The sequence below is a fragment of the Butyrivibrio sp. NATIVEDY162 genome, from assembly GCF_045999815.1.
Lineage (GTDB): Bacteria > Bacillota > Clostridia > Lachnospirales > Lachnospiraceae > Butyrivibrio.
Window position 1 is genome coordinate 192,541 of sequence record NZ_CP172574.1, and the last position, 25,044, is coordinate 217,584.

A 25,044-nucleotide genomic window follows, 5' to 3' on the forward strand; every position below is an offset into this window, starting at 1 on the left:
ATGGAATATACAGTTCTTGGGGCAGATGATGAAGTAGAAATACTTGATTCACTGGAATTATTTTTAAGTAAAGAGGGAATAAGACTCATTAAGGCCGATAATGGAATATCGGCCTTGGAGTTGTATAAAAAGGAAAAGCCGCAAATGGTACTTCTTGATGTTATGATGCCGGGAATTGACGGCTTTTCGGTTCTTAGGAAGATACGTGATATAAGCCATGTTCCGGTTATTATGCTTACCGCAAAGAACGAGGATTACGATAAGATTCTCGGTCTTGAACTTGGAGCGGATGACTATATTTCAAAGCCCTTTAACCCTATGGAGGTCGTGGCGAGAATCAAAGCGCAGCTGCGGAGAAACTACGACTATCATGAGTCTTTTGATAACGTATTCAAAGCCTTCGGAATAGAGCTTAATACTGATGCAAAATCGGTAACGACAGGCGGAGAGAGCATTTCTCTTACGGGTACCGAGTACAAAATTCTTGAACTTCTGATGCCTCACCCGGGGCATATTTTCACCAAACAGCAGATATCTGAATATGTATGGGAGAGCGACTATGCGGCTGATGACAGTACTATTATGGTGCATATCAGCAATCTCAGAAATAAACTTAAGAAGGCCGATAAGGATGTCGCCATGATCAAGGCAGTCAAAGGTCTTGGTTATAAATTCGAGAAAGAATAAATATTGCTATGAAGAATAATAGAGTGAAAAAGAAAAGCATTTTTTCAAGGCTTGTTAAGAGCTATGTTCTGTTTCTTGTTGTGACTATTTTCCTGTATCTCTTTGTAACTATAGCGCTTTTGATATATTTGGGAAATGGCAGCGTCGGAAATGCTTCGCCTCAGACAGTTATTAAATACGATGGAACAATTACCGATATCGAGGTCCTGGAGCGCATTGGGGGATGGGTTGAGGAACTGGACGAAGACGGGAATGTCATCAACGTTGTAGGAAAAAAGAGAACGGATAATTACAGCTATAATATCGGGGAAGTGGTAAATTTCGTCGATATGGGATACGTGGCAGATAGCGGCAACGGAGTGGTAATAAAGACCTCTGACAAAAAGAGCTATTCGGCCTGTGCCAGGTATGTGGGAAATCCCAAGCGCATTTTTTTTGTTTTTTATCCCTCAGATATGGTGACCTACAGACTTACCTACATGGTTACAAACGAAAACGGGAAAAGATATTTGGAATTTCTGGCGGTTTTTGCAGCACTTTTTGTGGCAGAGATTGCCGGCATCAGCTTTTATCTAAAAAGGCATATCGAAATGCCCCTTAAGTTTCTCATGCAGGGCATGGATGAAGTTAGTGAAGGAAAAAGAGATGTGGTCATAGACTACATTACCGATAAGGAATTTGAGGATATCAGAGACAGATTCAACAGCATGGCGTGCAAGCTCAAGGAAAGTGAGGAGAGAAGACATCAGGTAGAGCAGAGCAGGAATCAGATGCTTCTTGAACTTGCGCATGATATAAAAAATCCCATTGCTTCCATAAAGGGCAGTATCTGTGCACTTGAGGAGGGACTTGTTCCGGAAGAAAAAATAGATGACTATTATAAGACCATAGAGATGAAGGCTGAAAGAATAAGGACCTTGACCGATGACATCAATACAAGTCTTAAGATGGAGAGTGATGAGTACAAGCTGAATCTTGAGAAAACAGATGTGTGCGAACTTGTGCGCAGAATCTGCGTGGAGTTTTATGAGGATATCACTGCTACCGGCAAGGAATTTGATATTGATATAGCCGAGGAGTCACTTTTTGCCCAGGTAGATCCGCAGCTTTTCGGTAGGGCGATAAATAATCTTATCGGCAATGCAAACAAATACAATGAGACAGGAAACAATATTGGGGTAAAAGTGCGTGGCGACTCCGGAAAGATAACTATCGAAGTTTGGGATGACGGAGAAGCTATAGATAAGGACTTTGCTGAGAGAATGTTTGAACCCTTTGCCAGAGGAGATGCCACCAGAAAGACTGACGGAGGCACGGGGCTTGGACTGGTTATATCCCGCAAGATTGCCGAAAAGCACAAAGGGTCGCTGAAGTACAAACGCGCCGGCAATAAAAACTGCTTTACAATTATTTTAAATTACTAAAACCCCCACATACACCTCCCTGCGAGTTCCATTTCTTCTGTGATCGGCTTACCATTAAAACAGGGAGAGCTCATACCGCAAGGCGCCATTTGGTGTTGATCTTCGGATCGTAGTAAACTCTGAATACCCGCTTTATACCTGCAACGATAATAAGGCACTCAAATATGAAGGTGGAGTCTCCGACGTAGATTCCATCTTCTGTTGTATGGGTGCCTTTTTTCTCTGCCGGTCGGTAGCCCTTTACTGTGTAGGTCTCGTATTCTCCATCTTCATTCATAAAACGGAGACGGAGAGGGATAATGCTGCCATCAGCCTTATGTTCACAGATAACATCAACTTCATTAATAATCTTACTCATTTTGAAATGCTCCTATAAAAAATGATCATTGTCGTCTTGTGTATCATGTTCTGATCTCTCTGATCATGTCAAAACTGATATCGGTAGTAACAACGGTAAGGTATTTTGCGTCCTTTTTAATATTGGATATCAGCCCGGTTTTTTGCACGTAAGCTCCGTAATCATAGTAGATTATTGAAACCATGTCTCCCACTTTAAGGAGTGACAGCTGATAATCAAGATAATCCAGAGCTTCTTCCGATAACTCGATTTTTTCTACTTCAATGCGTTCCCTTTCCTTTAGAGCTTCTTCAAATCCCTTTAAAGCAGCGAAGGGCTGAAACTGGCTTGCTCTGTCTGCTCTTGGCATAAATTACCTCCACATAAAACTCAATGAAACTCAGTATAATGTGGACCCGGCCTTGTGACCTCCGATAAACTCATTTCTTGCCCTGGTGTTACCTGCTTCATACAGATCCATACCCTTGAGGATGGCATTTTTGCCATAGCGGGCCTTTATCTGATTAACTGACCGGGTAATCCTGCGGTCTTTTTCCATGACTGCGGGGTCCACAAAGAAGTTGTATTGTTCGAAGCATTCATCCAGCACGGAATTGGCGCTTATGCCAACTCTCCTTATGGGAGTATTCCTTCTGGTACTTCTATAGTAGAGCTGAACAAAGGCATCCATCAGTATCCTGCATGAATTGGTCGTCACAGGCAGGTTTGCGCTGGCTCCTGTCGAATGCACCATTTCCTGGCTGTAGCCAACAAAGAGGGACACATTGCTGCTGACGACATGAGCTGCCACCATATCAAGAGACAACTCATCTGCCATCTCCTTCACTATGATGAGGGCATCTTCGAAATTATAATCACGCATAAGAACCTGCCCGCAGGAGAGGGATTTAGATCTGCTGCGATAGTTTTTAATGTCCTGCATGGTACAGGATTCCCGTCCCCAGGCGTGGTCTATCATGTATTCCGCAAGGACTCCGAATTGTTTATACATCAGTTTTTCAGGAAAATGTGCGATATCTCCCTGATTGACTATACCCATGGATGAGAGTCTGCGTGCAGTTCCGGGACCGATTCTCCAAAAATCAGTAAGAGGTCTGTGCATCCAGAGCTTTTCCTTAAAGGATTCCTCATCAAGCTCTGCGATGAAGTCAGGAGAGTGCTTTGCAAGAATATCAAGAGCTACCTTGGCAAGGTACAGATTGGTACCGATACCGCAGGTAGCCCGAAGCCCCAGCTTATCCCTGATGTCATTCATAATCCGCAGTGCCAGGTCATGGGCAGACAGTCCATACAGCCCAAGGTATGTGGTCACATCCAGAAAAGATTCATCGATGGAATAGACATGTATGTCTTCCTTAGCGACATAGCTTAGGTATATTCCGTAAATATCAGCAGATATATCGATGTATCGCTTCATACGCGGAGGTGCGACTATGTAATCAAGGTGCTTCGGGATCTCGTATATCCTGCAGCGATTCTTTATTCCAAGGGCCTTCATGGCAGGTGTGATGGCAAGGCAGATAGTGCCCTTGCTGCGCTCAACATCAGCAACTGCCAGCAGCGCCTTCATGGGATCAAGACCTCTGTCTACGCATTCCACACTGGCATAAAAACTCTTAAGATCGATTATGAGATATGACCGCTTGTTATTCATCTTCATAAGCACTTCCTACAATAACGAATGTGTGTTCCGAACTAATGTTCATTAATAGTAACCCCTTATTTCTTATTTTGCAATCGAACAATTTCTTAATTTTTTGAAAACCTGTTTAACCGTAATCTTGCCCACAGCAAAACACCTCCGTATAATATGAGGATGGGATTTAAAGGAAAAATATCCGGAAGAAAAATCCCATAAAATAAGAGTTTACAGGGGAAATAATGAAAAACAGAGTCCTATTTTTATACATAATCGCGGCTATTATTCCGCTGATGCTCATGGATGTGGCAGCTGTCGGAGTCATCGTGAGATATGAAAAGAGAGAAAAAATACATGAGATGGAAAATGCCGCAAGTGCCATCCAGTACACGCTTGCTAACGAGCTGGACAGCGCGGACAAAATGACACAGAGCGTTTATACAAATAAATACATCTATGATTTCATTGATCGCAGGTTCAGGACCGGGCTTGAATATTATGAAGCATATTACTCATTTTTTGAGGATACGCTGATCGATATGGTTGATGGGGCGAGCAATATATCTTATACATTCTACATAGATAATGACAGCATTATTAACGGAGCACAGTTCCAGAAGCTGGAGACGGCCGAGGGGGAAAGCTGGTATGAATATATAAGAGCCAACGGCAGAAAGCTGGGGCTTATGTTTGACTATGGAGGAGCAATTACCGGCGTAAGAGAGAATGAGAGAAGGGTGTTTTTTTATGAAACATTGGATTTGTATGCCCACAGATCCAAAAATCTTCTCCTTGTAAACATTGACTACAGCTATCTGAGTAAGCTTCTGCAGAACACAAATTACGATATGGATGTCTATGTTTGTGATGATGAGAGAATCCTCATGTCCAATAAGAGCGAGATAAACGCGGGCAAGCCCTTCGAAAGTCTAGATACTCTCAAAAATATCGGATATATCAAGGAGTTTCAGGCATTTGACCAGGCTCTCACAATCCGTGTTGCAAATAAAAACGGCATAGGACAGATGTGGATAAGCAGATGGGGAATGCAGCTTTTGATTCTTGTCTTGATAAACATCCTGTTTCCGATTTTTGTGATTTCCAGGATCAGCCGCTTTGTTTACAGCTACAGGCTCAGGGAGCAGGAGATAATCGTGACGAGACAGCGTGCGGAGCTCCATGCGCTTCACAGTCAGATAAATCCGCATTTTTTGTTTAATGCGCTGGAAAGCATTCGTATGCACAGCATTATCAAGCAGGAGACGGAGACTGCGGAGATGGTCGAAAAACTGGCCAAGCTTCAACGTCAGTACACCGAGTGGAATGAAGACAACATTTCAATAGAAAAAGAGCTGTCTTTTGCAGAAAATTACCTGGGACTTCAGAAGTACAGGTTCGGAGACAGGCTATCCTACTCAATCGAGGTTGATGATGATTGCAAGAAGTACCTGATACCTAAGCTTACGCTGGTTACCTTTGTTGAAAATTCCTGTGTTCACGGTATTGAAAATAAGAATAAGAACGGATGGATTTTTGTCCGCATATTCAAAAAGGATGAGAAGCTCACCATAGAGATAGAGGATACCGGAAATGGAATGACTGCAGAGGAGACAGAGACTCTTCTTCATAAGATGAGAGATGCCGATATGGAGCTTTTAAAGGAGCCCGGAAGAATTGGCATCGTAAATGCATGTCTGAGACTTAAAATGATGACAGACAACGCAGTGGAGTTTGAGCTGGAGTCGGAGGAGAGCGTTGGAACCATTGTTTCAATTATTATTCCGACGGATAAGCTGGTGATGGAAGATGTGACTGATGACACGGTTACTACAAATATAGGTTAAAGTGAGAGGATTTACGTTTTATGCTCAATTTATTACTTGTGGATGATGAGCCCTTTATATTGCAGGGATTTAAGGTCCTTCTGGATTACGAGGCCGAGGGGTATGAGGTTTATACTGCTTCCAACGGCCAGGATGCGCTGGATCTCATAAAGACGACAAATATTGATCTCATTATTTCAGATATCAAAATGCCCGTCATGGATGGACTGGAGCTCCTTGCAAACGTCAGGGAGCACTATCCCGACATATACTTTGTCATTCTTAGCGGCTATGCTGAGTTTTCCTATGCGCAGAAAGCGCTCCACTACGACTGTGCAGAGTATATATTAAAACCGGTCGAGAAGGATGCGATATTGAAGATCCTCAGGAAAGTTGCTTTGAACAAGGCCGACAAGGTCTTTGCGGAAAGACGCAGTATGGAGAGGGAAAAGGCCTTTTTTGATCAGAACCTCAAGGCTGTGCTTATGGGCAGATACAGTAACGATAATATAGGCTATCTGAGAAAACATCTGCCTGAAAATGCGGATATGTGCTATGTGGGAATAGAGCTTGCGCCCACCCTTGATCAGGGAGAGGTATCAGATAAGGAAAAAGCCGCTTTTCTTGACAGGCTTCTTCAGGTTACTCAGGAGGATATGAAGTCTAATTCCTCGCTTGTTATTAAGGACGGTTTTGGAGAAGAGAAAATCTATGACATAGGTTTTTTGTTTCTTGATTCACTTGCCAAGGATCAGAATCTTAGTGCCGAAAGCTATCTTAAAGAGATGCTTGGACGAATCGAAAGAGTATGCGATTTTTCCATAACAATGCTTGTAGGAAAAATGGTGCACGGAATAGAAGCCCTGTCAAAATCCTATACCACTGTACGCATGCTCCATTCTCTGCAGGGCTTTCGTGAGAGCAAGGACATATACTTTTACGAAGAAGAGTATCAGATACGGGATAATGGAATTCTTCTTTGTAAAAAGCAGCTGGACAGCCTCATTGCTGCAATCGAGTTAAATGAAAAGGTTCAGATAAGACAGAGAGTTGACGAGTTTCATGAGGAGATGCTAAAGACGGGAATAACCGGAAAAACCATGAATCTGAATATTAACTACCTGCTTTTTCAGCTCATACATATTGCCAGTGAGCAGGATAGCGATGTCAACCAGGAGGAAATACTCCGCCTTATATCAGAGAGCAGCTTCGAAGAGGGAATAAGCAGGGGAAGTAAGAGCCACCTGTATCGAATGGCCTGTGAATACGGGGATTATCTGGCACAGCTTAGGAAAAACGTATCAAAGGGAGTCCTGGCAGAAATTGAAAATGAGGTGAGAGAAAACTACGCAAGTAACCTCACATTAAAGGAACTCAGTGAAAAATACTATGTAAACAGTGCGTATCTCGGGCAGCTTTTCAGAAAAAGATATAAGTGTTCATTTAAAGACTACCTCAACCAGAAGAGAATAGATGAGGCGTCGCTTCTTCTTCGCAAGACGGATATGAAGATTTATAGTGTGGCTGAGGCAGTCGGATACCGCGATGTTGACTATTTTGTCAATAAATTTATCGAAGCAAAGGGATGCACCCCGGCAAAGTATAGAAAACAGGAACAATAATTTTTCGGGGTTTTATTAATAATTTATCCCATGAACTTCAATCTGCATTTCTGTAAAATGCTAATCATTAAGAAAAGGAGGTTTTCTAGTTATGAAAAAGAAAGTGGTTAGCATTTTGATGGCAACATGCATGCTTGGTGCCACACTTGCAGGCTGCGGCTCTAATGGGGGTAACAATGCAGGTACTACCGATGCAGGCTCAGCTACAGAATCAGGTAGCGAAGATGCAGGCAGTGCTGATGCAGGCAGTGAGAGTGCAGAAGGTCAGGCATCTGACGGTGAAGTTACAGACTTCACAATGTTCATCACAATGCCGGGTTCAGAGATCAATGATGACAATGAGATCGCTCAGATGATCGCTGACAAGTACGGCGTTAAGGTTAAGGAGACATGGCTTACAGGTCAGACAGCATCTGAGGCTACAGGTACTCTTATCGCAGGTGATGAATATCCTGATTTCATCGATTCTGATGAAATGAATCTTTTGATCGATGCAGATGCTCTTATTCCTCTTGATGATTACATCGATAAGTATCCTGAATTCAAGGAGAAATGGTTCACAGAGGAAGAGTGGGAGAAGTTCCGTCAGCCTGATGGACACATCTACTGGATCAATCCTTTTGGAAACACAAAGGGCGAAACAAAGACAACAACTCATAATGACGAAGCATTCTGGATTCAGGTAAGAGTTCTTGAGTGGGCAGGATACCCGAAGATCGAGACACTTGATCAGTACTTCCAGCTCCTTGAGGATTACATTGCAGCTAATCCTACTATGGATGACGGAACAGAGAACATTGCTTACACAATCCTTTGCGAAGACTGGAGATACTTCTGCCTTGAGAACGCAGGTCAGTTCCTTGCAGGATATCCCAATGACGGTTCTGTAATCGTTGACAAGACAGACATGACAATCAAGGATTACAACACATCTGAGGATACTATCGCATACTTCAAGAAGCTCAACGAAGAGTACAAGAAGGGCATGGTAGATCCTGAGTCCTTCACTCAGACATATGATGAGTATATTGCTAAGCTTTCAACTGGTCGTGTTCTTGGTATGGTTGACCAGTGGTGGGATTTCGCTAACAACGTTAACGATTCTTACAAGCAGACAGGCCTTGATGCTAAGGGCTGCAACTATGTTCCGCTTGGACTTACAACAAAGCCCGGCATGGAGAACAGATGGCATACATATGATGACACAGTTAACCAGGCTTCAGGTATCGCTATTACAAAGGATTGTAAAGATCCTGAAAAGGCCTTCAAGTTCCTTGTTGACTGCGCTATGGATCAGGAACTTCATGATCTCAGATTCTGGGGTGTTAAGGGCGTTGACTATGAAGTAGACGACGAAGGATTATACTACCGCACAGATGAGCAGAGAAAGAACTGGGCAGATACAGCTTACCAGGCTGCACACAGATGTCAGTATTCATACTTCCCTCAGTGGCATGGTACATCTGATGATGGAAAGAATGCTAACAAGCCTGAAGAGCAGCCTTCCGAATTCATGTATGATATGGCTGCACCCCTTAAGGCATGCTTCGATGCTTATGGTGCAACAACATATCCTCAGCTGATCGGTTCTGTACAGGAGACAAACGGACCTTGGTTCCCGATGTACTCATACTCTAACAACTTCACAACTGAGACACCCGGCGGTGTAGCTTGGGCTAAGATGGGTGAAGTTAAGCATGAGTGGCTTCCTAAGGTAGTTATGGCAGATGATTTCGAGCAGGGATGGTCAGATTACATGGAGGCTTACAATGCATGCAAGCCTGAAGACTTCCTTGGCGAGATGCAGGAGATTCTTGATACATTCAAGTAATTAACAGCCGGATATTTTTATAAAGAGAATATTGTAAGAAGAGGAAAAGGCGGTAAACGCGATTCATATAATGTTTACTGCCTTTTTCTTAAGGGAAAAAGAGATTAAGTTCTTGCAGAAAACCGAATGAGGAGTGTCATATGGCTCGAAATAATAGTATGAAAAAGGACAAGAAGATCACAGTGAAAGAATTGAAACGTCAGAAATTTCTTCTGGGTGTATCATTCTTCGTTGTGCTGTACGGTATAATTTTCTATTACCTGCCCCTGGCAGGCTGGATCATGGCTTTTGAGAATTACAAGCCTAAAAAAGGATTTTTTGGATCTACCTTCGTTGGACTTGCGAAGTTTAAGTTCCTATTTGAAGATGAAGTATTTATTAAGGTTATAAGAAATACCTTTGCAATGGGTGTGATTAACCTTATAACAACAACGATAATGGCAGTGCTTTTTGCAATTGTCTTAAATGAAGTCAGAAGAGGATGGATAAAGAAACCTATTCAGACAATATCCTACCTTCCGCACTTCTTATCATGGATTGTTGTTACCAGTATTCTCCATGTATCTTTGTCATCAACCGGTATTATTAATGACCTGCTGATGAGATTTGGATTTATTAAACAGGCAATCAACTTTTTTGCGCACCCCGGTTATTTCTGGCCGATAGTTGCATTTGCAAACTGTTGGAAGGAGACGGGATGGAACGCAATAATCTATCTTGCAGCCATCACAGCTATAGATCCTGCTTTATATGAAGCAGCATCCATCGATGGAGCAGACAGATTACAAAAGATCAGATATATTACTTTCCCGGGTATCAAACCCACATTTATGATCCTTCTTCTCATGAATGTCGGCAACGTTTTAAATGCAGGTTTCGAAGTACAGTACCTGCTTGGTAACGGACTTGTACAGTCTGTATCACAGACTATCGATATCTATGTACTGAAATGGGGTATTTCGCAGAACGATTACTCTCTTGGTACTGCTGCTGGTTTGTTTAAGAGTGCTGTAAGTATTGCAATCATTGTTATTGCCAATGCTATTGCTAAGAAATACAGCGAGCAGAGATTATTCTAAGGGAGGAGCAAAGCGATGAACGAAAAAGAGTATAAAGTAAGAAGACCGGTGAGTGACGTCATATTTGAGATATTTGTCGTAGTGTTCCTTTTCCTTTTTGTAGTAATAACACTTTACCCTGTACTCAATACGGTTGCACTTTCATTTAATGATGGTATTGATGCTGTAAGAGGTGGTATTTACTTATGGCCTCGCAAGTTTACAATGAAAAACTATGATACAGTATTTGCCATGCAGAACATTTGGACCGGTGCCAGAGTCACAGTTCTTAGAACAGTAGTGGCAACGATCACTTCACTTTTTGCAAATGCACTTTTGGCATTTGTAGTAAGCCGAAAGAGATTTTTATTTAAATCCCAGTTATCATTGTTCTGGGTAATAACAATGTATGTAAACGGTGGTATGATTCCTACATTCCTTCTGTATAAGAATCTTGGTCTTACAGGAACATTCCATGTATATTGGGTTCCCGGAATGATCAGCGCTTTCAATATGCTGGTTATGCGTACATACATGGAAGGAATCCCGGAAAGTTTGGAAGAATCCGCACAGCTTGATGGAGCAGGATATTGGACAATTTTCAAGGATATCATTTCTCCTTTAAGTAAACCAGTTTATGCAACAGTCGCCCTTTTCATTGCGGTATGGCAGTGGAATTCATGGTTTGATGCGATGCTGTACAACCGTATGAAGACAGAATATACAACACTTCAGTATGAGCTTATGAAGCTGTTGTCATCAGTAATGCAGCAAAGCGGAAGTGCAGACAGTGCAAAAAATGGTGCAAACACCATTACACCTATCACAATTCGTGCTGCCGTTACAGTTGCAACAATGCTTCCTATCGTACTTCTGTATCCTTTCCTTCAGAGGTACTTCGTTACCGGCCTTACAATCGGTGGCGTAAAGGAGTGATCACGGATCACTTCATCATGTGAGATATAAGATAATAAAAACTCCGCAGGATTTTTGAGTCCGGCGGAGTTTTTTATTCAAGAGGAAATTCCTTCGGATTTCCTCTTGAATAAAAAGCGCTCCGCTAAGGATGCGACTGGTGCGCAGATGAATTTTGCAAGCTAAAGCTTGCGCGCACCAGCGCGCAAAGAGTCGCGAGCGACTCTTTGTTTTATCGAGGAAATGGCTTTTCTATGATATAAAAATGCTATAATCATAGTTAGTTTGTTGGGTTATAGAATATTGAAAGTGGGGATACATATGAAGTTTTTGCACTTGGGAGATTTGCATTTAGGGAAAACTCTGGGAGATTTTGACTTGATCGAGGATCAGCAATACATTCTTGATCAGATTATAAGCCTGATAAGTAAAGAATCGGTGGATGCGGTTCTGATAGCGGGAGATGTGTATGACAAGGCAGTTCCAAGTGAGGCTGCGACAAGATTGTTGGATTCGTTCCTAAGTCAGCTTGCATCTAAGAATGTGAAAACATTTATCATCAGCGGAAACCATGATTCAGATGACAGACTGAATTATGGAAGCACGCTCTTTGAAAGTAATCAGATCTATATCTCTGCCATCTACGATGGACATCTGGATAAACATGTTATTAGCGATGGAGATACAGAGATAAATATTTACCTCCTTCCATTTGTGAAGGCATCTATGGTAAAGCATCATTTCCCGGAATCAGATATAGAATCTTATGAGGATGCAGTAAGAGTAATACTTGCAAACTCGGATATTGATGAGACAAAAACCAATATACTGGTTGCACATCAGTTTGTGGCAGGTAAGGGCGAAGACCCTGCTTTAGGCGGATCTGAGAGCGCAGGAACACAGAGTGTCGGACTTGTAGAGAAAATCGGATACGACATTTTTGATATGTTTGATTATGTTGCCCTTGGACATATCCATTCTCCTCAAAGAGTTGGCAGAGATGAGGTCAGATACTCCGGATCGCCACTTAAGTACTCTTTAAGCGAAGTAAATAATAATAAATCGGTACCTGTTATAACTGTTGATAAAAAGGGCGTTGCGATAGATTTGGTTCCTTTAATACCGAAGCGAGATATGCGTCATTTAGTAGGGAAAATGGAGGATCTGCTAAACAAGGCGAATGTCCGGGCGCAAGAGGACTTTATTTATGCGACTTTAACGGATGAGGACATAATAAATGATGCAATTGGTATTTTTCAGCAGGTGTACCCAAATACCGTAAAGATCGATTATGACAATTCACATACAAAAGAAATTGAGCAGGTTGATATATCAAAAATAGCACAAAATAAGTCATTTTCTGAACTTATAGGAGACTTCTACAGTCTTATGTACGGCTGTGAGATAACCGAGGAAGAGATGGAAGTAATGAGAATGGCAGCAAGAGAGGCAGGTGTTATTAATGAAACCAATTAAGCTCGTTATTAGCGCATTTGGACCTTATGCAGGCAAGATGCCTGAGCTTTGTTTTGATAAGTTTGAGGAAAAAGGATTGTTCCTTATTTCCGGAGACACAGGAGCGGGGAAGACCACTATTTTCGATGCGATATGCTTTGCACTCTATGGGACTACAAGCGGAAGCTACAGAGATACCAAGAATCTTCGAAGTGAATATGCCAAACCCGATGCAGATAGCTTTGTGGATTTTTATTTTTCACACCAGGGTCATGAATATCATGTCTGGAGACAGCCCGAGTATGAGCGAAGAAAGCAACGCGGTGAGGGTGTGATCACAGAAAAACAGAAGGCTGTACTGTATAAATACGGAGGAACACCAATAGAAGGCGTTACTCAGGTTAATAATGCAGTAAAAGAGCTTTTGCATATTGATGACAGGCAGTTTAAGCAAATAGCCATGATCGCGCAGGGAGAGTTTTGGGATCTGCTCAATGCAAAGACTGAGCAGAGAACAGAGATTTTGCGCACTATTTTTATGACTTCCGGTTACAAAAATATTGAATATAAGCTAAAGGAGCGTATGGATGCAAATAAAGGTAAGAAAATGCATGCAGAGCAGAGTATAGTTCAATATTTCAACGATGTAACAGCGGATGAAAATGATGAAATTTATGAGGAACTAAGAGTGCTTCAGGACAGGGCAAATGGGTCAAAAAGTGCATGGAATCTGGACGAAATTCTTGATGTTATCGGATCTGTAATTGAGCTTGATAAGGCAAAGAAAAAAGAAATTACTAAGAAACTAAAAGAGGCAGAAACTGAGCTTAACAAGAATAAAGATGAGCTTGCCATAGCTGAGACAAATAATAAATTTCTGGAAAGACTGGCTGAACTTGAAAAGGAGCAGAGCGAATTAAAAGAAAGAAAAAAAGAAACAGATGAGCTGGAGGAGCTGTTAATACGAAGGAAAGCCGCGACGCACGATGTCAATCCGGCTTATTTAGCATGGGTAAACAAGAATAAGGAAATTGCACGAACCAGGGAAAGCATTAAGAACAAAAATGGAGAAAAGACAAAAGCAGAGGGAGCTGCCTTAGAAGCAGCAAAACAACTTACTGAAGCAGAGATGCGCAAACCTGAGCTGGAAAATCTGAAAATTACCATCAATAAGATTACCGAGGAGGAGCCCAAGTATAAACAGAGGGACGAGCTCTTGGCAAAGCTTGCCGATCTTGAGAAGGATAAGTCTGCTATCAGGGAAGAAGAGGCAAAATTAAAGGACAGAGAATCAGATTTAAAAAAGCAGATTGCAGAATTGAAGCAGACTAAAGAGCAGCTAAAGGATAAGCCCTCTGAGTTACAAAAAATCTTGGCGGATGCCAGAGATTTGGAGAATCTTAGGACGGATATCAAGGATATTCTTGATGACCAGGTTAAGGAGCGAAGTAAGAGACAGAGGGCTCTTGATGCGAAGCAGAAGAAATTTAAAGAAGCTTTTTCCGAATATGAGCATGCAAACGCTGAAAGAATAGAAGCAGAGAAAATTTTGGACAGTTGCAGAGCAGGCATACTTGCTCAAGGCTTGGCTGATGGCGCAAAGTGCCCTGTTTGTGGCTCGGTCCATCACCCGGAGCTTGCGAAATTGCCTGAGACATCAATTTCCGAAGAGGATTTTGAGAATTTAAAGGCTGCAGAAATAGAGGCTCAGGAGGCTAAGGAGAGCGCAAGCACTGAGGCGGTGAAAGCAAAGACAGCGCTTAGTGAATATGAAGAACAGATGAGAGTGACCATTCTTGATTGTATTCAGAATGATATTATCGGCATGGAGTCAGAGAGCGAGGAGCTTGACGGACTTCTTAATATCCTTGAAAAAGCAAATGAGAATGTATGCGGGAAAATAGAAGAGAATACAAAGCTTCAAAATGCTGCCGAAAAGGATTGTAAATTCCTAAGAGATGCAGAGGAGAAGCTGGATGAAGCCTTGGGCGAAAAGACAGAGAAAATAGAATCGGATAAGGAAGAGCTTAGAAGCAAAAAGAATGATACCGAAGAAGCTATTACCGCAAGTAAGGCCACACTAAAGACTCTGAGGGACTTAAGCTTTGATGACTGGGAAAAAGCGTCTGCTGAAAGGAAAAAGGCAGAGGAGATTAAAAAGACTATTTCAGATTTACTTGATAAATTGTTAAACGGAAAAACCAATGCGGATAAGCTACTTGCGGCAATTAAGGCAGAGATTAAAACGCTTGAAGATAGTCTTAACACACAGGAGAAAGACGAAAAGGCATTAAAAACAGATTTGGACAAAAAGCTTTCATTAAAGAAATTCGATGATGTCGATGAGATGCTGGAATTTGTGGTTTCAGAGGATGAACTTGCAGCTAATGAAGAAGCTGTCAATGGATATAAACAGGCTGTTGCAACCAATAAAACTCAATTAACTCAGGCCAAAGCTGATGCCAAGGGCAAAAAAATCGTGGATATTGAGGCTCTTAAAGCTATTTGTAAGGAGCAGACAGAAAAGGTTGATGAGATAAGAGCAGCTGAAAATGCCGTCTCCAATCGTATTTCAATCAATGATGAGAAGCAAAAGAATATTGCGGCGCAGCGTGCTGATCTGGAGAGCTCCGGAAAAGAGTACAATATCTGCAACAGATTGTACAATCTTGTAAGAGGAACTACCGGTAATGGAAAGATTACACTCGAGCAATATATTCAGGCCGCCGGTTTTGATGGAATAATTGCAGCTGCTAACAGACGGTTACTTCCAATGAGTGATGGACAGTATGAGCTGTATCGTCAGGAAGACTCTTTAGGGAAAAAGAGCAATACATTTCTTGATCTTGAGGTGCTGGATAATTATACAGGACACAGAAGACCTGTAGGAAATCTTTCCGGCGGAGAGAGCTTTAAGGCGTCACTTAGCCTGGCTCTGGGATTGTCAGATACTGTATCTACAAATCTTGGCGGTGTCCAGATGGACGCTCTTTTTGTAGATGAGGGATTTGGCACACTTGACAGAAAATCAATTGATAATGCTATGGATATTCTTGTCAATCTTTCCGGAGCGAATAAGCTCGTAGGTGTTATAAGCCATAGAGAGGAGCTGATTGAGAACATTCCTCAGCAGATAAAAGTAGTAAAAAAGAAGGATGGCAGTCATATAGAAGTTGAGCTTGGTATATAATGCATTTTACCTGAATTTTGCAGGAGAAAATGATAATGGTATGCATAACTATACTGACAGAAAGTATAAAAAATATATAAAATAACGTTAAATCAAAATACATTTTACAGTATATTTAGTAAAATAGATGTATGAATCTTACTTAACAACAGATCAGCACTAACGCAGAGCTAGTGTCTTTTAAGCTTCTGCATGAGGGGGAAGTGCTTTGAAGAAAAGAAAACGGTTGCAGTGTAAGGACAGAAATCTGGGGACATTTTTGCTGTCCTTGCCTACACTGATTTGGTATTTAATATTCTGTTATTTACCTATGTTCGGAATCGTAATTGCTTTTAAACGATATAAGCCTCTTCCGGGCAAAGGTTTTATTTCTTCGCTCTTAGAGAGAAGCCCCTGGGTTGGATTTGATAACTTCAGATATTTGTTTATAAATCCGCAAATGTTTTTTACGGTACGTAATACCATAGCATATAATCTGGCTTTTCTTTTCGTGGACACCGTATTGCCTGTAACATTGGCGATAATGCTGTCATATGTTTATTCCAAAAAGCTTTCCATGGCAGTACAAACTGCAGCTATGCTTCCGCATTTCCTATCATGGGTAGTGGTAAGCTATTTTCTTTATGCGTTCCTTTCTACAGACAGAGGTCTTTTTAATAATTTCCTGATTAATATCGGCAGTGACCCTGTCAGATGGTACCAGAATCCGTCTGTATGGCCGGCGATTCTCATAATAACGCATACCTGGAAAGCCTATGGATATGCGCTTGTAATGTATATGGCATATATTACGGCTATAGATCAAGAACTATACGATAGCGCTATAGTTGACGGAGCCGGTGTATTACAGATGATAAGGTACATAACGCTGCCGATGCTAAGACCCATAATACTGGTGCTTCTTATCCTGAATCTTGGCAATATCTTAAACACTGATTTTGGACTTTTTTATCAGGCTACAAGAAATTCAGGTTCAATTTTATCATCAACACAGACCATTGATGTATATACCTATAAGGCGCTTATGGAAAATGCGAACTATGGATATAGTGCCGCAGCCAGCCTTATTCAAAACACAGTAGGTTGTTTTATGATTATTATTGCCAATTATGTTGCTAAGAAAATTAATCCGGCAGAAGGAATAATATGAAAATAATACGATCTAGGACCAATGTAATTATCAGCATACTCGCAATTTTTATAGCTGTATTAACCTTATTGCCGATTGTTTTTGTATTTGTAATATCCATTTCGTCTGAGCAATCTATAGTAAAAGGGGGATATACCTTTTTACCCGAGGAGTTCTCGCTTGAAGCATATAAATATCTGGCTTCAAATATGGATGTTATAGGAAAGGCATTTTTTATCAGTACTTTCATAACGGCTGTGGGAACAATTTTATCACTCTGGCTCATTAGTACCATGGCATTTGCGATAAGCCGCAGTGACTTCAGGCTGCAGAAGCTTTATTCACTGATTGTCTTAATTCCAATGTTTTTCAGTGGAGGACTGGTGGCTTCGTATGTTGTGAATACGCAGTTTTTAAACCTGAAGAATACCGTGCTTGCACTTATACTCCCCGGAGCATGTTCAAGCTGGTACATTCTGGTGATGAGAACATATTTTAAACATAATATACCTGAGGAATTGCTGGATGCAGCAAGGAGTGACGGAGCAACAACTTTCAGACTTTTTTTACAGATAATATTGCCGCTTTCAAAGCCTATTATGGTGACAATAGGTATTTTTGAGGCTTTTGCATACTGGAATAGCTGGTATTACGCAATGCTGTATATAAGCCGGGAGCACAGTGAATTATATCCGTTACAGTATGTTCTTTACTCCATACAAAAGAATATCGAGTTGGTATCCTTTAATGACAGGATATCAGGTGCGGTAATCAGACAGACACCTACTGAATCTTTCCGTATGGCGGTAGTTGTAATAATAACAATTCCGATATTGATTGCTTATCCGCTTCTGCAAAAATACCTCGAAAAGGGGATATTCGCAGGCGGTTTAAAGGGATAACCAAACCATCATTTTGGCATATCATTATTAGCAGGAGGATTTGAAGAATGAAAAAAAGACTGGCACTAATTCTTGTAGGAGCTTTTTTGACACTGGCAGCGTGTGGGAAAACAGAGGAGGTTACTACGGCAGAAAAAGCAGAAACGTCAGAAGCAGTAGATACTGCAGATACAGCTGAGCCAATACATCTGGTGTGGTGGGTTTATGACGAAGGCGTTCCGAAGGATCTTGATAAAGTGCTCCAAAAGGCTAATGAGATCAGTGCGGAAAAAATAGGCGTAACTGTTGAAATGCAGTTTAAAGATGAGGAAAAGTTCCCTCTTGATATGACAGCCGGCGACTACTATGACATGACATTTACCTGTGACTGGTGCAACGATTTTGATGATAATGCGCGGCTTGGATATTTTTACGACATTACAGGTATGGTTCGAGAAGTAGCTCCTGAGCTTTATAAGGCAGTAGACCCCTGGTGGGAGATAGGAACACTTAATGACAGAATTTATGGAGTTCCTATGCTTAAGGATCTGGGAGCGGAGGTCTTTTTCAGACTGAACAGCGATTATTACGAGGGTGAAAAGGGATTGACGATTCCTGAGAATATGGCTTTTGAAGATCTTGAGCCGATGTTGCAAATGTGGAAAGAGGATAACCCTGATGGATATCCCCTTTACATGGGAAGGCACGGACTTAGCGGCATGGATAGTGAACATGAGTCAATTGTCTCATCTTATCTGGTAATCCCCTACAGTAAAGCGGGAACACCTGAGGGGACAAAGGTAATCCCCATCTGGGAGGATGAGGATTATATGAATATGCTCAGATGTCTTCACAGGTGGTATGAAAAGGGCTATATAAATCCTGATGCAGCTACTACAACAGAGTTGCCTTACAGTATTTTAACTCCTGTAAGAACCGGTGCTGCCTGGACCGGATTCATGGGATGGTCAAATCCTGAAACTGTAGGCTTTAATGTGAAGCTCTCAAGGTTCCTTGGACCAAATATGTCACGCGCTACTGAGCAGGGTGCGCTGTTTGCCATAAATTCAGCCGCTGCGGAGGAGAATGCAAAAGCATGTCTGAAATATATGGAGCTGCTTTATACAGATAATATGTTTAGAGATATTTTGGCATATGGAATAGAAGGAGAACACTTTAACTACTATGAAGGAACCGTGATCAGAACAGATAAAGGTGCTGATGGTTATCTGATGGACAATTTTGTCACAGGACCTGCCATAAGTGCTTCTGTAGTTTCAGCAAGTAAGGAGCTTCTGGCCGACCCTGATCAGTGGACTAAGGTTTATCGTGGATATGATTCCGCAAAGCAAAGTGATACGAAGGGATTTAGCTTTAATGCCGAAAGCACTGAGGCAGAGATAGCTGCAATGGATGCCATCTGGGATAGCTATTACTATGATCTTGTGACAGGAACAATTGATCCTGATGCGGCGATGGGAGATCTTAAGGTGCTTATGGAAAATGCAGGGCTTTTGACTGTCTGTGATGAAGCTCAAAGGCAGCTGGATGAATACCTTAAAGCCATGGAGTGAGTTTTTAGTATGAAAAACGAAGGATATGCATACAGAGAATTTTTTGACAACTATGATTATTACTGGCTTAAATATACCCTTGAGAGAGGAAAAAAAGAGCAGGCTTCTTCACTCCTTGTAGGCCATTCTTTGCCCAGATTTGCTATTAATGACAGAGATATAGACGGACTTATCAATTTGGCTTTTTTATCACAGGATTACTATTATTCCGGGAAAATCATAGAGCGTTCATTGGTGGACATTCCATCACTAAAGACGGTGGTTTTGGGAACAAGCTATATCTCATCATTCATTGATTTATCAAGGATGAAAAACAGAGATGAGCTTTCCAGAATTGTGAAGGTATATGACAGGTATTTTCATGATCCGCATAATGCGAACATGGATGTTTTGGAGGAAATAAGAAAAGAACTCCTGAATAAAAATGCTCACGCTTTTGATGATGAGTTTGAAAAGGCCCGGATATTTAAAATGTATGATGAGAGGAAGGATAATTATTTTTGTAATGAGTGCAACAGGCAGAATCTGTCTGATGTAGTATGGATTAATCTGCCCGATGAGAAGCGCATTGAAGAGGCAAAAATCAGAACAGTTTTTCATAACAGGCTCCTCGAGCACATGGATACCTATCACGAAAATTCTGAAATACTGCAAAGAATAGCAATGAAATGTCATGAGAAAGGAATCCGTTTTTTAATGGTGGTTTTTCCGCTAAACAGCTATTACAGGGAATACTTAGACCCCGGATATCGCGAGTATTATCAGAAGCAGATTGATAGTATACCGGAAGAATATCGCCCGGAATGCTTTGATTTTTCTGAAGCGCCACAGATTGATTCTGTTTCTGATTTTGTGGATTCAGATCACTTGAATGATACAGGGGCAACTAAGATGACCTCGATTTTTTCCGGATGCATTGGGGGAAAAAATAAATGATAGGAATATGGTTTAATCATGAGGATTTCCGCCTGAGATCTCGAAAGCATGTGGACTTTAGCGTGCTGAATATGGCAGGGATCACAGATGCTTATATTCTCATTAAGGGTATGGATGATGACATAAGAATTACCGAAGATTTATTTCAGCAAACCGGGTTTCTTTTTGATGAAATGAAAAATCTTGGCATAAGGGCTCATGGCAATTTTATGTGTAGCCATGATAAGTATTATTGCACGAAATTTCCTGGCAGAGCTGATACTATATTATGGGGAAACAAAAGCGAATACAGGATATCTCATGTTGATCCTTATTATTTGGAATATTTGGAAAATTCGATTTTTACTGCAAACGATATATTTGAAATGGACGGAGTCCAACTGGATTTTTTGAGATACGGGATTGTTGCTAATGGATGGAGTAAAGAAGAAGAACAGGTCTATGAAGATTATGGGGTAAAGGTCTCGGAACTCAAGAGAGAGCTTATTGAAATATACGATGCTGATGAGCCGAAATATAATTTAGAAGCTATGATATCCCGTTATCATGATAACGATAAACAGATCATCAACTTTACAAAGGGCAGACGAAGCATAATAAAAAGCTTTGTGCAATCTCTGTCCGGAGCGTTAAGAGACAGGCTTCCCCAAAAAGAGCTTTCGATAGCGATGATGCCTGAGGGATTATTGGATGAAGATAAGGGATTTGCTTACTTTCATTATGGGCAGGATTATGGTGATTTTGCGCCTTATGCAGATCATCTTTTCCCGATGGCTTATGCAAGAAGCTATGGAAAAGAATCTGACTGGGTGGGACAGATTGCCGGTAATGCATCTTTAAACTTAAAGGGTGCAGTTATAGGACTTGAGTGCACTGAACCTTGCACGTCTATGGATATACAGGGAGATCTGAATGAGATAAGGAAATATAAAAATGATGGATTCTGCCTGTTCAGGTATGGACGAATGATCATTGCTTTAAAAGATGATAATGATACGCTACTTTTCAATACTTATCCGGGATCGGTTAACCGTTTGCTGCTTATACAATCCGACAGGCAGGAAGAGAAAAACTGTGAGATCGAAGAGGGAAGGTGGCTTCGCATTAAGGGAGATTATGAAATTATCAGAGCATTTGGCTACTTCAGGGAAAACAGTAAGTCTGTGTATGAAGGTGAGCTGTGTGTGGTAAAAGATCCTGAATATCATAAAAAATAAGCATACGAGACATATGCATAATGAATGCGCTCTGATATCATACGTTAGTAGCTTCTGCATGGAATAATACTCTGTATTCTTCACATTTTTCGAGTAGTTCTGCATGAGTTCCCTGGCTAAGAATTTTGCCGTCTTCCACGAAGAATATTATGTCGGAATTAATGACAGTGGATAGTCTGTGAGCAATCATTATGATAGTGCGATTTTGTTTTACATTGTTTATTGCCTGCTGGATTTTTAGTTGTGTTGTATTATCAAGAGCAGAGGTTGCCTCGTCGAGTAGAATGATTCCACAATTCTTTAGAAGGCATCGGGCTATTGCAATACGTTGCTTTTGTCCGCCTGAAAGTGTTATACCGCCTTCACCAATAATTGAATCATATTTAAGAGGCATAGCTTCAATATCATCAGCGATGCAAGCCATCTCACATACCCTGTGCATTTCTTCATCGGTCATATCAGGCTTTATGAGCAGTAAATTATCGCGGAAGGATAAATGAAACAGATATGGACTCTGGCTTACAAAGGCAATATTTCCGCGTAGGGATTCCTTATCAAGGGTGTTGATGTCTTCTCCGTCAAGGTAAATTGTGCCCTCATTAACTACATTCAGCTTTGTTAACAGTCTTAAAATTGTACTTTTTCCGCAACCGCTTTTTCCAACAAATGCAACAGTACTGCCTGCAGGAATAACAAAGCTCATATCTTTCAATATTTGCCTTGGCGTGAATCTTGGGTCAAAAGAATCGTAATGGAAGCTTACGTGATCAAAATGTACTTCGCCTTTCACATTATGCAGCTTCTTATCTCCAAACTCTTCTTTTGGAAATTCCGGACTATAGATAAGTGCACATATTCTATCGGCTGAGAGCTCAAATCCTTTTTTGAATTCAAGGAATTCTCCGAGGAGGAGAGAAGCACCGCCGTTAAGCTCTGTATAGAAATTGAAAAGAACTACAGCAGTAGCAGGTGCCATGCCAAATTTCAAAATGCTCATAGCTACAAGAAGTATAAAAATTATGATAGCGAAGTCTCCGAAAATCCAACGCGCAAATTTATAACGCCAGCTCCTATGGGACATATTTATGTGGTTTTGGTTGGCAATTTTAATACGCTTTGATATTTCATCATGGAAATTATTTTCACTGTTAAGAATTTTTATATCATTAGAACCGCGAACCATTTCAGAAATCAAACCGGAAACACGTTCATTTGACTGTCTGAAGATATTATCATCGGCATACATTTTTTTGGTGCGAATAAGTTCAATTACGGTTTTGGTAGTGACCATCATGAAAACAAAAACGAAAATGGGAGGGCTTATGATTAAAACGGCAATAAGTATTCCCAAGTAGTGGAATATTTGAGAAAGCTCATCAGCCATTACATTAAAGCTGGTAGCCAGGTTGGTGGTGTCGCTAGTGAGACGTTGAATGAAAAGTCCGGCGCCTTCATGCTCTATACAGGCGCTTTTGATTTGCATTGCACTATCTACAAGGTCAACTTCCAAATCTGTGAGAATACCGTTATAAACGCGATTATAATATATGTTGCAAAAATATATGCTGATATCTGCTATAACGCTTACAGCAAAAAGGGACAGGGCTGTAAGAAGTATCTGCTCCAGAACCTTGTCGGTATATGATACAATTACCTTTGCGCTTGCCATTGGAAGGGCAATATTCATCATGACATTTATAAGCTGGGAGATTACAGCAATAATAAAGGAGCGTCTATGACGTTTCACATATTTCCAGGCAAATTTAATGTTTTTGAGGGGTGTAGTGTGAATTGGAACAGAAAAAGAGATGTGATTGCTGTTCCGGATATATTGCCAGGAAATTTGATGCTTGTCATCTATGTCGAAAAGCGAAAGGACCTCGTTTAGAGAATTCTTTTTTGATGTAGGATCAAGAGAAGCCCCTTTGACTGAAAGTTTATAGACGATTGTTTCAGGATCTTTGCGCATAATAAATACAAACTCTGAGTTTTCGCCAAAGGCTTCCTTGTAAATAATGAGCATTTCTTCTGTCATCAGACGTACTTTAAGGCAATCTATTTTAGCAGCTCCCCATTTTTTGGCAAATTTCTCACCGGAAGAGACAGAGTGTTCAATATTTTCTACTGTTAATTTACCATGTATTTTCATAGGTCACCTTTATGAAGTGTAATATGTTTTCCGATAATTATATTCTAAAATATGATATATAATTAACTATAAAAAAAGATTATTTTTTTGTAAATACTTTTAGCAATATATGAACAGCATATATGAAAATATGATTAGTGCGTCTTCCCCCTTTTGAAATACAATTAATATGCGCATGTTACGTGTATTTAGGGACAATGCAAAATACAAAATTAGTGGGGACTGTCTATGAAATACAGAAAAGTTGCCCGGAAGTTTTTTACCGGAAAAATTGCGATAATACTGGGGGCATCATTATTTGCCCTCTCTACAGGGTGTGGAAAAACTGACTCACCTGATGTTAGTACAGAATCGGGTGAGGAAATAAATCCTGAAGCGGGCACAGAATCGGATGAGGAAATAAGCACAAATGCAGGTGCGCAAATAAGCGATGATGGTAACACAATCGCGGACTTTGACGAATTTGTAAATGAACAGTGGAAAGAACAGAAAAAACAAAATAGCGATAGCGGTGATGCATACTGGTGGGATGAACAGGAGGAATTCGATAAGGCAATAAGGGACATACTTGATAATACTGATTTAGACGAAATTAGTGAGGATAGTGATCTTTACAAAGCAGTATCTATTTATCGCCGCATTTTAGATACGGGGGACTACGATCAGAGAATTGATTCAGCAAAAGAGCACTTGCAGCCAATCGAAAACATAAAAAGCCTCGAAGATATTTACAAACTCTATCAAACAGAAGAATATATGATGTTTAGCCAGGCTTTTAAATTTACTGTTTCAGCTGATCATAATGGCTATCATGCGGATTGGTTCGAGCCAAATAGTATGATGGGCGATATGGATTATTTCAAGAGTCTTTTTTCTGAGGATAATCCAAATGATTCTGCCAAAAAAGAGTTTCTTTCCTTGATGGATAAGCTTGGATATTCAGAGGAAAGAACAATAGAAATATTTGATAATGCCTCTGTTGTAGGGGAGATGATAGATGATTATTGGAAAGCTCCTGTCACAAATGACATCGTCTATTTCGACTCTGCCTCACTTGAAAAAGAAAATGTTTCTGTACCAGTGATAGACATTCTTGGAAGCCTGGAAGCACTTGGAAAAAATAAGGATTTTATTGCAAAAGATAACTTTTAAGACC

The 25,044-nt window shown here is 40.8% G+C and carries 19 protein-coding genes; 15 read left to right on the forward strand and 4 right to left on the reverse strand.

Annotated features, from left to right (window positions below):
- Together ACHCNF_RS16925 and ACHCNF_RS16930 are read left to right on the forward strand one after the other, a co-directional pair.
- Nucleotides 1–687 (forward strand): response regulator transcription factor, encoded by a 687-nt coding sequence (locus ACHCNF_RS16925; protein WP_408072635.1) that lies wholly within the window; start codon nt 1–3, stop codon nt 685–687.
- A gap of 8 nt (nt 688–695) precedes the next feature.
- The gene (locus ACHCNF_RS16930; RefSeq protein ID WP_408072636.1) at nt 696–2,111 is read left to right on the forward strand and encodes a HAMP domain-containing sensor histidine kinase; all 1,416 of its coding nucleotides are present in this window, start codon (nt 696–698) and stop codon (nt 2,109–2,111) included.
- Between the two features lie 70 nt (nt 2,112–2,181).
- Here the strand turns inward: ACHCNF_RS16930 and ACHCNF_RS16935 are convergent, their stop codons facing one another.
- The 3 genes from ACHCNF_RS16935 to ACHCNF_RS16945 are packed head-to-tail and all read right to left on the reverse strand — an operon-like array spanning nt 2,182 to nt 4,123.
- The gene (locus ACHCNF_RS16935; RefSeq protein ID WP_408072637.1) at nt 2,182–2,469 is read right to left on the reverse strand and encodes a hypothetical protein; all 288 of its coding nucleotides are present in this window, start codon (nt 2,467–2,469) and stop codon (nt 2,182–2,184) included.
- Nucleotides 2,470–2,512: 43 nt separating this feature from the next.
- Complete coding sequence (locus tag ACHCNF_RS16940) at nt 2,513–2,818, reverse strand: YolD-like family protein (RefSeq protein WP_408072638.1); 306 nt, start codon at nt 2,816–2,818, stop codon at nt 2,513–2,515.
- Nucleotides 2,819–2,848: 30 nt separating this feature from the next.
- Nucleotides 2,849–4,123, reverse strand: a complete 1,275-nt coding sequence (locus tag ACHCNF_RS16945) for a Y-family DNA polymerase (protein ID WP_408072666.1) — start codon at nt 4,121–4,123, stop codon at nt 2,849–2,851.
- 227 nt (nt 4,124–4,350) lie between these two features.
- Here ACHCNF_RS16945 and ACHCNF_RS16950 point away from each other — a divergent pair, with 227 nt between their 5' ends.
- From ACHCNF_RS16950 to ACHCNF_RS17005, 12 genes are all read left to right on the forward strand, one after another.
- Nucleotides 4,351–5,952 (forward strand): sensor histidine kinase, encoded by a 1,602-nt coding sequence (locus ACHCNF_RS16950; protein WP_408072639.1) that lies wholly within the window; start codon nt 4,351–4,353, stop codon nt 5,950–5,952.
- 20 nt (nt 5,953–5,972) lie between these two features.
- Nucleotides 5,973–7,553, forward strand: a complete 1,581-nt coding sequence (locus tag ACHCNF_RS16955; RefSeq protein WP_408072640.1) for a response regulator — start codon at nt 5,973–5,975, stop codon at nt 7,551–7,553.
- A gap of 91 nt (nt 7,554–7,644) precedes the next feature.
- Entirely contained in the window at nt 7,645–9,384 is a 1,740-nt protein-coding gene (locus ACHCNF_RS16960) for a type 2 periplasmic-binding domain-containing protein (protein WP_408072641.1), read from the forward strand.
- Nucleotides 9,385–9,524: 140 nt separating this feature from the next.
- Complete coding sequence (locus tag ACHCNF_RS16965) at nt 9,525–10,463, forward strand: ABC transporter permease (protein WP_408072642.1); 939 nt, start codon at nt 9,525–9,527, stop codon at nt 10,461–10,463.
- Between the two features lie 15 nt (nt 10,464–10,478).
- Nucleotides 10,479–11,378: a carbohydrate ABC transporter permease gene (locus ACHCNF_RS16970; protein ID WP_408072643.1), complete on the forward strand. Its 900-nt coding sequence runs from the start codon at nt 10,479–10,481 to the stop codon at nt 11,376–11,378.
- Between the two features lie 300 nt (nt 11,379–11,678).
- On the forward strand, nt 11,679–12,833 hold the full coding sequence (locus ACHCNF_RS16975; RefSeq protein ID WP_408072644.1) for an exonuclease SbcCD subunit D: 1,155 nt from the start codon (nt 11,679–11,681) through the stop codon (nt 12,831–12,833).
- Nucleotides 12,820–16,002: an AAA family ATPase gene (locus ACHCNF_RS16980; protein ID WP_408072645.1), complete on the forward strand. Its 3,183-nt coding sequence runs from the start codon at nt 12,820–12,822 to the stop codon at nt 16,000–16,002. The genes ACHCNF_RS16975 and ACHCNF_RS16980 overlap by 14 nt, the downstream gene beginning before the upstream one ends.
- 208 nt (nt 16,003–16,210) lie before the next feature.
- On the forward strand, nt 16,211–17,152 hold the full coding sequence (locus tag ACHCNF_RS16985; RefSeq protein ID WP_408072646.1) for an ABC transporter permease subunit: 942 nt from the start codon (nt 16,211–16,213) through the stop codon (nt 17,150–17,152).
- Nucleotides 17,149–18,033: a carbohydrate ABC transporter permease gene (locus ACHCNF_RS16990; protein WP_408072647.1), complete on the forward strand. Its 885-nt coding sequence runs from the start codon at nt 17,149–17,151 to the stop codon at nt 18,031–18,033. The genes ACHCNF_RS16985 and ACHCNF_RS16990 overlap by 4 nt, the downstream gene beginning before the upstream one ends.
- 47 nt (nt 18,034–18,080) lie before the next feature.
- Nucleotides 18,081–19,586: an ABC transporter substrate-binding protein gene (locus ACHCNF_RS16995; protein ID WP_408072648.1), complete on the forward strand. Its 1,506-nt coding sequence runs from the start codon at nt 18,081–18,083 to the stop codon at nt 19,584–19,586.
- Between the two features lie 9 nt (nt 19,587–19,595).
- Nucleotides 19,596–20,522 carry a hypothetical protein gene (locus ACHCNF_RS17000; protein WP_408072649.1) on the forward strand — a complete coding sequence of 309 codons (927 nt, stop codon included), beginning with the start codon at nt 19,596–19,598 and terminating at the stop codon, nt 20,520–20,522.
- Nucleotides 20,519–21,739 (forward strand): glycoside hydrolase family protein, encoded by a 1,221-nt coding sequence (locus tag ACHCNF_RS17005; protein ID WP_408072650.1) that lies wholly within the window; start codon nt 20,519–20,521, stop codon nt 21,737–21,739. Before ACHCNF_RS17000 ends, ACHCNF_RS17005 begins: the two co-directional genes overlap by 4 nt.
- A gap of 37 nt (nt 21,740–21,776) precedes the next feature.
- On the opposite strand, the gene ACHCNF_RS17010 is transcribed toward ACHCNF_RS17005, so the two are convergent.
- The gene (locus ACHCNF_RS17010) at nt 21,777–23,888 is read right to left on the reverse strand and encodes an ABC transporter ATP-binding protein (protein ID WP_408072651.1); all 2,112 of its coding nucleotides are present in this window, start codon (nt 23,886–23,888) and stop codon (nt 21,777–21,779) included.
- 228 nt (nt 23,889–24,116) lie between these two features.
- On the opposite strand from ACHCNF_RS17010, the gene ACHCNF_RS17015 reads away from it, so the two are divergent.
- Nucleotides 24,117–25,040: a gluzincin family metallopeptidase gene (locus ACHCNF_RS17015; RefSeq protein WP_408072652.1), complete on the forward strand. Its 924-nt coding sequence runs from the start codon at nt 24,117–24,119 to the stop codon at nt 25,038–25,040.
- Nucleotides 25,041–25,044 lie beyond the last annotated feature (4 nt).

Excerpts from the sequence above, each read along its gene's own strand:
- ACHCNF_RS16925 (WP_408072635.1), top strand. The coding sequence starts at position 1 with ATGGAATATACAGTTCTTGGGGCAGATGATGAAGTAGAAATACTTGAT.
- ACHCNF_RS16930 (WP_408072636.1), top strand. The coding sequence starts at position 696 with ATGAAGAATAATAGAGTGAAAAAGAAAAGCATTTTTTCAAGGCTTGTT.
- ACHCNF_RS16935 (WP_408072637.1), bottom strand. The coding sequence starts at position 2,469 with ATGAGTAAGATTATTAATGAAGTTGATGTTATCTGTGAACATAAGGCT.
- ACHCNF_RS16940 (WP_408072638.1), bottom strand. The coding sequence starts at position 2,818 with ATGCCAAGAGCAGACAGAGCAAGCCAGTTTCAGCCCTTCGCTGCTTTA.
- ACHCNF_RS16945 (WP_408072666.1), bottom strand. The coding sequence starts at position 4,123 with ATGAATAACAAGCGGTCATATCTCATAATCGATCTTAAGAGTTTTTAT.
- ACHCNF_RS16950 (WP_408072639.1), top strand. The coding sequence starts at position 4,351 with ATGAAAAACAGAGTCCTATTTTTATACATAATCGCGGCTATTATTCCG.
- ACHCNF_RS16955 (WP_408072640.1), top strand. The coding sequence starts at position 5,973 with ATGCTCAATTTATTACTTGTGGATGATGAGCCCTTTATATTGCAGGGA.
- ACHCNF_RS16960 (WP_408072641.1), top strand. The coding sequence starts at position 7,645 with ATGAAAAAGAAAGTGGTTAGCATTTTGATGGCAACATGCATGCTTGGT.
- ACHCNF_RS16965 (WP_408072642.1), top strand. The coding sequence starts at position 9,525 with ATGGCTCGAAATAATAGTATGAAAAAGGACAAGAAGATCACAGTGAAA.
- ACHCNF_RS16970 (WP_408072643.1), top strand. The coding sequence starts at position 10,479 with ATGAACGAAAAAGAGTATAAAGTAAGAAGACCGGTGAGTGACGTCATA.
- ACHCNF_RS16975 (WP_408072644.1), top strand. The coding sequence starts at position 11,679 with ATGAAGTTTTTGCACTTGGGAGATTTGCATTTAGGGAAAACTCTGGGA.
- ACHCNF_RS16980 (WP_408072645.1), top strand. The coding sequence starts at position 12,820 with ATGAAACCAATTAAGCTCGTTATTAGCGCATTTGGACCTTATGCAGGC.
- ACHCNF_RS16990 (WP_408072647.1), top strand. The coding sequence starts at position 17,149 with ATGAAAATAATACGATCTAGGACCAATGTAATTATCAGCATACTCGCA.
- ACHCNF_RS16995 (WP_408072648.1), top strand. The coding sequence starts at position 18,081 with ATGAAAAAAAGACTGGCACTAATTCTTGTAGGAGCTTTTTTGACACTG.
- ACHCNF_RS17000 (WP_408072649.1), top strand. The coding sequence starts at position 19,596 with ATGAAAAACGAAGGATATGCATACAGAGAATTTTTTGACAACTATGAT.
- ACHCNF_RS17005 (WP_408072650.1), top strand. The coding sequence starts at position 20,519 with ATGATAGGAATATGGTTTAATCATGAGGATTTCCGCCTGAGATCTCGA.
- ACHCNF_RS17010 (WP_408072651.1), bottom strand. The coding sequence starts at position 23,888 with ATGAAAATACATGGTAAATTAACAGTAGAAAATATTGAACACTCTGTC.
- ACHCNF_RS17015 (WP_408072652.1), top strand. The coding sequence starts at position 24,117 with ATGAAATACAGAAAAGTTGCCCGGAAGTTTTTTACCGGAAAAATTGCG.